9 protein-coding genes, 1 tRNA gene and 1 pseudogene are annotated in these 7720 nt (G+C 69.2%); 1 reads left to right on the top strand and 10 read right to left on the bottom strand.

The features are described 5' to 3' along the window. Positions 1-522: biotin carboxylase N-terminal domain-containing protein (locus tag CVO76_RS17245; RefSeq protein WP_279628594.1), on the bottom strand; the 522-nt coding region annotated here is incomplete at its 3' end. Between the two features lie 229 nt (positions 523-751). Here CVO76_RS17245 and CVO76_RS04600 point away from each other — a divergent pair. Then, positions 752-1576 (top strand): ParA family protein, encoded by an 825-nt coding sequence (locus tag CVO76_RS04600; protein WP_208740900.1) that lies wholly within the window; start codon positions 752-754, stop codon positions 1574-1576. Between the two features lie 116 nt (positions 1577-1692). On the opposite strand, the gene CVO76_RS04595 is transcribed toward CVO76_RS04600, so the two are convergent. The 9 genes and pseudogenes from CVO76_RS04595 to CVO76_RS17240 form a co-directional block, all read right to left on the bottom strand. Beyond that, entirely contained in the window at positions 1693-2280 is a 588-nt protein-coding gene (locus CVO76_RS04595) for a MerR family transcriptional regulator (RefSeq protein WP_133081640.1), read from the bottom strand. Positions 2281-2507: 227 nt separating this feature from the next. Beyond that, on the bottom strand, positions 2508-3011 hold the full coding sequence (locus tag CVO76_RS04590) for a bifunctional nuclease family protein (RefSeq protein WP_133081639.1): 504 nt from the start codon (positions 3009-3011) through the stop codon (positions 2508-2510). Between the two features lie 10 nt (positions 3012-3021). Further along, positions 3022-3771, bottom strand: coding sequence for a transcriptional regulator FtsR (gene ftsR, locus CVO76_RS04585; protein ID WP_133081638.1), 750 nt, complete (start codon positions 3769-3771; stop codon positions 3022-3024). A gap of 8 nt (positions 3772-3779) precedes the next feature. Next, the gene (locus CVO76_RS04580; protein ID WP_244186199.1) at positions 3780-4226 is read right to left on the bottom strand and encodes an FHA domain-containing protein; all 447 of its coding nucleotides are present in this window, start codon (positions 4224-4226) and stop codon (positions 3780-3782) included. 122 nt (positions 4227-4348) lie between these two features. Next, a complete protein-coding gene (gene gcvH, locus CVO76_RS04575; protein ID WP_208740898.1) occupies positions 4349-4735 on the bottom strand; it encodes a glycine cleavage system protein GcvH in 387 nt (128 codons plus the stop codon). 198 nt (positions 4736-4933) lie between these two features. Continuing rightward, positions 4934-5007 (bottom strand) — tRNA-Pro (locus tag CVO76_RS04570). A 77-nt stretch (positions 5008-5084) separates the two neighbouring features. After that, entirely contained in the window at positions 5085-6641 is a 1557-nt protein-coding gene (der, locus tag CVO76_RS04565; RefSeq protein ID WP_208740896.1) for a ribosome biogenesis GTPase Der, read from the bottom strand. Positions 6642-6721: 80 nt separating this feature from the next. Beyond that, positions 6722-7459: a (d)CMP kinase gene (cmk, locus tag CVO76_RS04560; RefSeq protein ID WP_208741702.1), complete on the bottom strand. Its 738-nt coding sequence runs from the start codon at positions 7457-7459 to the stop codon at positions 6722-6724. Between the two features lie 20 nt (positions 7460-7479). Beyond that, a pseudogene (locus tag CVO76_RS17240) lies at positions 7480-7720 on the bottom strand (prephenate dehydrogenase); the annotation flags it as partial.

Here is a 7720-nt window from a genome sequence, read left to right as displayed (position 1 = left end):
GCGGGTATCCACCCGCCGCATCCCGCGCCCACCGCCACCGGCCACGGCCTTCGCGAACACCGGGAACCCGATCTCGTCCGCCGCGGCGATCAGCTCGTCCACATCGGCGCTCGGCCGCGAGGACGCCAGCACCGGGATGCCCGCCGCCCGGGCCGCGTCCAACGCCTTGACCTTGTTCCCGGCGAGCTCCAGCACGTCCGCCGGCGGACCCACGAACGTGATCCCCGCGTCCGCCGCAGCCCGGGCCAACCCCGGATTCTCCGACAGGAACCCGTAGCCCGGGTAGATCGCGTCACAGCCGGCCTCGACCGCGACCCGGATGATCTCCTCGATGTCCAGGTACGCCCGCACCGGGTGGCCCTCCTCACCGATCAGATACGCCTCGTCGGCCTTCTGCCGGTGGATCGAGTTCCGGTCCTCGTGCGGGAACACCGCCACCGTCTTCGCGCCCACCTCATGACCGGCCCGAAATGCACGAATGGCGATCTCGCCACGATTAGCCACCAGAATCTTCGAGAACATCGTGCTCCTGCATCCTTGCCGGTCGGGTTCCTCACGCTGGACTGATCCTACCCGGCACGTCCGCCACGTCGAGGGCCCCTGACACGGCACGAAACGCACGGGGCGTCGTCGTCCCGGTGATGGACATCCCTGCCGTTCCGGGCGTCGGGCGGGGCCACCCTATGATGGACGGGGATCAAGAGCGAGCCGCCTTCCTCCATGGCGGTTCCGGATAGGTGTGGGTTCGAACGTGCAGGTAGTGAGCATCAGCAGCCTCAAGGGCGGCGTGGGCAAGACGTCGGTCACCACGGGGTTGGCCTCGGCCGCACTTGCAGCCGGCATCCCGACGCTCGTCGTCGACCTCGATCCGCACGCGGATGCGACCACGGCCCTCGGCGTGAAGCCGTCGGACCAGACCGACATCGGGCGCCTGCTGAAGAATGCGCGGCGCGGCGACCTGGCCGGCAACACGGTCCCGAGCGGCTGGGTGGCGACTGCCGCCCGGCATTCGAGAGCGCGCACGTCCACGCTCGACGTCGCCATGGGATCCGCCTATTCCGGGATCTACGACCGTCCGGATCTCGGGCGCCGTGACCAGCGCCGGCTGGCGACGCTCCTGTCCCGCGTCGAGGGCTACAGCCTCGTGCTGATCGACTGCCCGCCGTCCCTCAACGGACTGACGCGCATCGCATGGACCGCCAGCAACAAGGTCCTGCTCGTGGCAGAGCCGGGCCTGTTCTCCGTCGCGGGGACCGAGCGCACCATGCGGGCCCTCGAGCTCTTCCGCCGCGAATTCGCACCCGACCTCAAGACCGCGGGCATCGTCGCGAACCGGGTGCGCTCGACGTCGGACGAGCACACGTTCCGGCTCCGCGAGATGCGGCAGATGTTCGGTGGCCTGCTGCTGAGCCCCACGATCCCCGAGCAGGCGAACTGGCAGCAGATCCAGGGGGCCGCCCACTCGGTCCACCACTGGCCGGGCGAGTCGGCGCGCCAGGCATCGGGCTACTTCGACGACCTCCTGAAGAGCGTCGTCGATTCCGGCAGGATGCGGAGCCGCAGCCCGAAGCGCTGACCGGACCGATCCTTCAGGGGGACGAACGCCCCGATCAGGGGGTGCGGAGCTTCCTGCTCCCGAGCCGCGCCGTGTCAGGGCGGGCGATGCCGTCAGGACGGACCCTAAGCCGGCTGTCAGCTGATCTTGCGCGTCGCCCGGCGCTTGCTGAGTTCGTCGCCGGGGTACTCCTGGTCGGGAGCATGCTCGCTCGGAAGGGCCGCGAGGCTTCCTTCGACCTCACGCCACACCCGGCCGACCGCGATCCCGAAGACGCCCTGTCCGCCCTGCACGAGGTCGATGACCTCGTCAGCGGACGTGCACTCGTAGACGCTCGCGCCGTCGCTCATGAGCGTGATCTGGGCGAGGTCCTCGACGCCCCGCTCACGGAGGTGCTCCACGGCGGTGCGGATCTGCTGGAGGGACACCCCGGTGTCCAGCAGGCGCTTGACCACCTTGAGGACGAGGATGTCGCGGAATCCGTAGAGGCGGTGCGTGCCCGATCCCGAAGCCCCGCGGACAGCGGGTTCGACGAGCCCGGTACGTGCCCAGTAGTCGAGCTGCCGGTAGGTGATGCCTGCGGCCTTGCAGGCGGTGGGACCGCGATATCCGGCGTCTTCGTCGAGAACGGGGAGGTCTTCCGTGAACAGTAAGCCCTGGGCGCTCGGCGGGACACCAGCGCCTGCCGGGCTGGATGCCTTGCCGGCGTCACCCTTCGGACTCACGTGCTGCCTCCTCGTCGGGTTCCCGGGGACATTTGCCGGGCGGGCGGAACCTCAGGATGTGCACTCAAGTGTGCCCCGGGCCCCCCGCACACGCAATGGGAACTGTATGCTTCGACGTTAGATCGCGGGAGGGTCGAGGTCAAAGATGCTGGGCCCCAAGGGTCGGCGTGTCGCCTGCGGCTCGCCGATCGCGCCTCCGACGGTGGGCCTGCAGCCCACCCGGGCCGTCAGCGCTCGAAGTCCTCGGGCTCGACATCGGCGAGGAACTCCCGGAACTGGAGCACCTCCTTCTCGGCGGTCTCCTCCGTGTCGCCGTCCTCCGCGTCCTCCGCGTCGGCATCGGCGATCTCGACGCCGGCGACCGCCAGGACCTCGTCGGCACAGTAGATGGGACAGGGCACGCGCAGTGCGACGGCCAGGGCGTCCGAGGCCCGCGAACTCACCGTCACGCCGTCACTGAAGACGAGCTGCGCGTGGTAGACGGTGTCCTCCACCGAGGTGATGCGTACCTCGGAGATCTCCTTGCCCGCCGCGGCGACGACGTCGACGAGCAGATCGTGGGTCATGGGCCGTGGCGGCACGATGCCCTGCTGCACGAAGGCGATGGCACTGGCCTCCGGCGCTCCGATCCAGATGGGCAGGTGACGCTCCCCCGCGGTCTCCTTGAGCAGGACCAGGGGCTGGTTCGACGGCAGTTCGATCCGCACGCCCACCACTTCTACTTCGATCACGGGATGCCGCCTAACTGTCCATCCGGGCTATCTGGCTGTGCACCAGGGCACTGTGCAGGCCGAGGCACAACTCGCTGATCTCACGCGCCGTCTCCGCGGCCCGCGCCTTCGATGCCACGTCCTTGCGGGAGGCGACGGGGGCGACGACCCGCTCGACGAGCCCGAGTTCGCGGTCGGCGGCCGCGCGGAACGGCCTCAGGTGGCGGGGCTCGATCCCGTGGCTCTCGAGCTGGACGCACGCCCTGGTGATCTTGAGGGCGTGCTCGTCGAAGCGGTTGTCCACGGCGGTGATCAGCCCGAAACTCACGAGGTCGTCGACGAGCCTCCGGGGCGCGCCCGCCTCGGCGGCGAGGGTCTCCGCCGTCAGCCTCCGTCCGTGCGCAGTGAGCTCGCGGGAGAGCTGGTCGGACACCACCCGCGGGGAGAGCGTCATGCCTCCGGGCAGCGAATCGGGACGTTCGCCGCGGTCGATCGCGTCGACGTAGTCCTTGATGACCTTCAGCGGGAGGTACTGGTCCCGCTGCAGTGCGAGGACGAAGCGCAGCTGTTCGACATCGTGTCCGGTGTACTTGCGGTACCCGGCACGCGTGCGCTGCGGGGAGATCAGACCCTTCTCCTCGAGGAAACGGATCTTCGACGCCGTCACCTGGGGGAAATCCCCGGCCAGTTCGCGCAGGACCTCACCGATGTTCAGGACACCGGAGCCGGAGAGGCCGGACGCGACGCCGGCCGGGCGGCGGGCGGGTTGGGAGGAAGGCATGGAGCGGACTAGGCCTGCGCTGCGGTGTGCTGGGTGGCCTGGCCGGGAACGGTGCGCGCCGAGTAGAAGGTCAGCCGGAACTTGCCGATCTGCACCTCGTTGCCGTTGCGCAGCGCGACGGAATCGACGCGGTCGTTGTTGACGTACGTCCCGTTCAGGCTGCGGGTGTCCACGACCATGAAGCCGGTGTCGGTCCGGCGGAACTCGGCATGCTGACGGGAGACCGTCACGTCGTCGAGGAAGATGTCCGCGTTCGGGTGCCGGCCGGCCTTCGTGATGTCCTCGTCGAGGAGGAACCGGGCGCCGGCGTTCGGTCCCGAGTGGGCGATCAGGAGTGCGGAGCCTGCCGGCAGTGCCGCGACGGACGCCTGCTCCTCGCGCGTCAGGTGCCGCTCCAGTTCGGTCGTCGCGGCTTGCGGCGGCAGACCGATCGTCGTTGTCTCAGGAGACGTCATGTTCGGCTCTTCTCCATTCACGGCTGGATTTCCATCGGGCTCCATCGGTCTTTCCTCCCCTACTGCGCGGTGCGCCAGGTTGTCACCAGCCGCACCATCCCCGCTGCCTTCGCCGGGTAGAACTAGCCTACCTGCTGGGAGTAGTCGCCCGAACTCAGGAGGTTCTGCACCACGGAAGGATCGGCCACCTTGATCTCGAGCAGCCACCCCTCGCCGTAGGGGTCCGAGTTGATCAGGGACGGGTCGTCGTCGAGCGCCTCGTTGCGCGCGACGACCTCGCCCGTGACAGGGGCATAGATGTCGCTGACGCTCTTGGTCGACTCGACCTCGCCGATGACGTCCGAGCCGGCCACACTGGTGCCCTCCTCGGGCATCTGCACGTAGACGACGTCCCCGAGCGCGTCCTGGGCGAAGTCGGTGATGCCGATGCGCACGGTGCCGTCGACGGCGGGCTCACTGACCCATTCGTGCTCCGCGGTGTAGTAGAGGCCATCGGGGATGTTGCTCATGGTTGCCTTTCGGACGCACGGGTTCCCGGGCGGCAGGACTGCCCGCCCGGGTACGGATACTGGTCGAGTATAGGCATATCCGGCGACGCCGTGACGCGCCTCTCACCTGCCCCGCGCGAAGGAGCTCGCCCTGCCCCCGGACATGCAAAAAGCCCGCCTCCGCCGGCCATCAAGCCGGTGGAAACGGGCCCTGCAGTGTCGGGATGACAGGATTTGAACCTGCGACCCCTTGACCCCCAGTCAAGTGCGCTACCAAGCTGCGCCACATCCCGATCGGCCTGTCCAGCAGGCCAAACCACTCGGATAACAATACAGCATTTCCCGGGCGGGTCAGCACACCGGCGAGGTGTCAGCGCTTGCGGCTGCGCTTCTCGCGGACGCGCATGCTGACCTCGATGGGTGTGCCCTCGAAGCCGAACGTCTCCCGCAGGCGGCGCGTGATGAAGCGGCGGTACCCCGGATCCAGGAAGCCCGTGGTGAAGAGGACGAACTTCGGCGGACGGCTCGAGGCCTGCGTGCCGAAGAGGATGCGGGGCTGCTTGCCACCGCGCACCGGGTGCGGGTGGGCGGCGACGAGCTCACCGAGGAAGGCGTTGAGGCGTCCCGTCGGGATACGCCGGTCCCACGATTCGAGCGCGACGTCCAGCGCGGGCACCAGGCGGTCCTTGTGCCACCCCGTCAGCGCCGAGATGTTGACGCGCGGCGCCCAGTCGACGTGCGCCAGGTCCTGCTCGATCTCACGCTCGAGGTACCGGCGGCGTTCGTCGTCGAGCAGGTCCCACTTGTTGAAGGCCAGCACGATCGCGCGCCCGGACTCGATGGCCATGTTCAGGATGCGGATGTCCTGCTCGCTCAGCACCTCGTCGACGGCGAGGAGCACGACGGCGACCTCCGCCTTCTCCAGTGCCGACTGCGTACGCAGCGAGGCATAGTAGTCGGCCCCCTGCTGCATGTGCACCCGGCGGCGGATGCCCGCGGTATCGACGAAGCGCCACGTGCGTCCGCCGAGCTCGATCATCTCGTCCACGGGGTCGCGGGTGGTCCCGGCGAGGGGATCGACGACCACACGGTCGGAGCCGGCGAGCTTGTTCAGGAGGGAGGACTTGCCGACGTTCGGTCGTCCGATGAGTGCGATCCGGCGCGGGCCGCCGGAGCGCTCGATCCCGCCGTGCTCGGAGAACTCGGGCAGGGTCTTGTTGACCTCGTCGAGCATGTCGGCGGTGCCGCGCCCGTGCAGGGCCGACACCGGCCACGGCTGTCCGAACCCGAGTCCCCACAGCACGGAGGCGTCGGCCTCGTTCTGGATGTCGTCGACCTTGTTGGCCACGAGGATGACGGGCTTCTTCTTGCGGCGCAGCATGCGCACGACCGCCTCGTCGGTCGCGGTGGCACCGACGGTCGCATCCACCACGAGCAGGACGGCGTCGGCCATGTCGACCGCGATCTCCGCCTGGTCGGCCACGCGCGCGGCGATGCCCTTCGCGTCCTGCTCCCACCCACCGGTGTCCACCAGGGTGAAGTTGCGGCCCGACCACTGGGCCGGGTAGGACACGCGGTCACGGGTCACGCCGGGGGTGTCCTCGACGACGGCCTCACGGCGGCCGAGGATGCGGTTCACCAGGGTGGACTTGCCGACGTTCGGTCGCCCGACGATGGCGAGCACGGGGTTGAGCCGGCCCTCCGCCTCGTCGTCGAAGTCCTCGTCCTGGCGGGCGAGGAGCGCTGCGTCCTCGTCGTCGAGCTCGTAGTCCTCGAGGCCGGCGCGGAGCGACGCGGCCCGCTGCTCGGCCTCGGCGTCGTCGAGCGTGTCGAGCAGCTCGCTGACCTGGTCCTCGCCGGTGGGCTCGTAGTCCTCGTCGGGTCCGGCGCCCTGGTCCGTCGCGTTCGGCGAAAGGTTCTCGCTCATCGTTGTTTCCTTCGGTTGGTGTTCACCGTCTCCCGACGGTAATCCTGATGGGCTCGCGCCCGGAAGCTCTTGCGGTGGTGCTAGTGCGCGACCGTGCGCACGATGCCGAGGACCGCCGCGACGGTCTGCTCGAAGTCGAGGTCCGAGGAGTCGAGCGTGACCACGCCGTCCGCTGCCTGCTGGAAGTCGACCACTGTCGAGTCCTTGGCATCACGCTCGGTGACCTGCTGCTTGAGCTGGGCCTCCGACTGCGTCCCGCCGAGCTGGTCGCCACGACGGCGCAGCCGGGCCTCCTCGCTCGCGGTGAGGAGGATCCGCACTTCGGCATCGGGGGCGACGACGGTGGTGATGTCCCGCCCTTCGGCGACGATGCGGTGCCCTGCACCGGCGATCAGCGCACGCTGCCGGCGGATCAGTTCCGCACGGGCGCCCATGGTCGTCGCGACCGCGCTGACGGCCGAGGACACCTCCGGCTCGCGGATGGCCGCGGTGACGTCGTCGCCGGAGATCGTCACGGACTCACGGTCCGGACTGGTGCTGATGAAGAGTTCGATGGATCGCGCGGCCGCCTCGACGGCGACCCGGTCCTCCAGGTCGATGCCCGTGGCGATGCAGTGGAGCGTGACCGCCCGGTACATCGCCCCGGTGTCCAGGTAGGCGGCGCGCAGGCGCCGGGCCACCTCGCGGCTGACGCTCGACTTGCCCGACCCCGACGGGCCGTCGATGGCGACGACGAGGGACTTGCCGAGGCGGAAGCCGGAGTAGGGGCTCGACGCCGCCGCCTCCCCCGCCGGCTCCGCCGCGTCGGATGTCTGCATGGTCTCTGCTGAGATCTGAATCACTGCACTACCTTCCAGCCCCGCTGCACGAGGGACTCCGTCAGTTCTTGTCGTTTGCCTGGCAGGACGGAGAGCTCGGCGAGGCCCACCTCGCGTCCCGGGGAGTGTTCGAGCCGGAAATCCTCGACGTTGATCCCGGTGTGGCCGATCTCCGTGAGGAGCTTCGCGATCTGGCCCGGAACGTCGTCGACGAGCACGGTCAGGCGTGCGAAGGAGTTGGGCGGCGTCCCGTGCTTGCCG

The organism is Arthrobacter agilis (assembly GCF_002953615.1).
Taxonomy (GTDB): Bacteria; Actinomycetota; Actinomycetes; order Actinomycetales; family Micrococcaceae; genus Arthrobacter_D; species Arthrobacter_D agilis_B.
The sequence above is the reverse complement of the archived record's forward strand: the minus strand, read 5'-3'. Positions and strand labels throughout refer to the sequence as shown.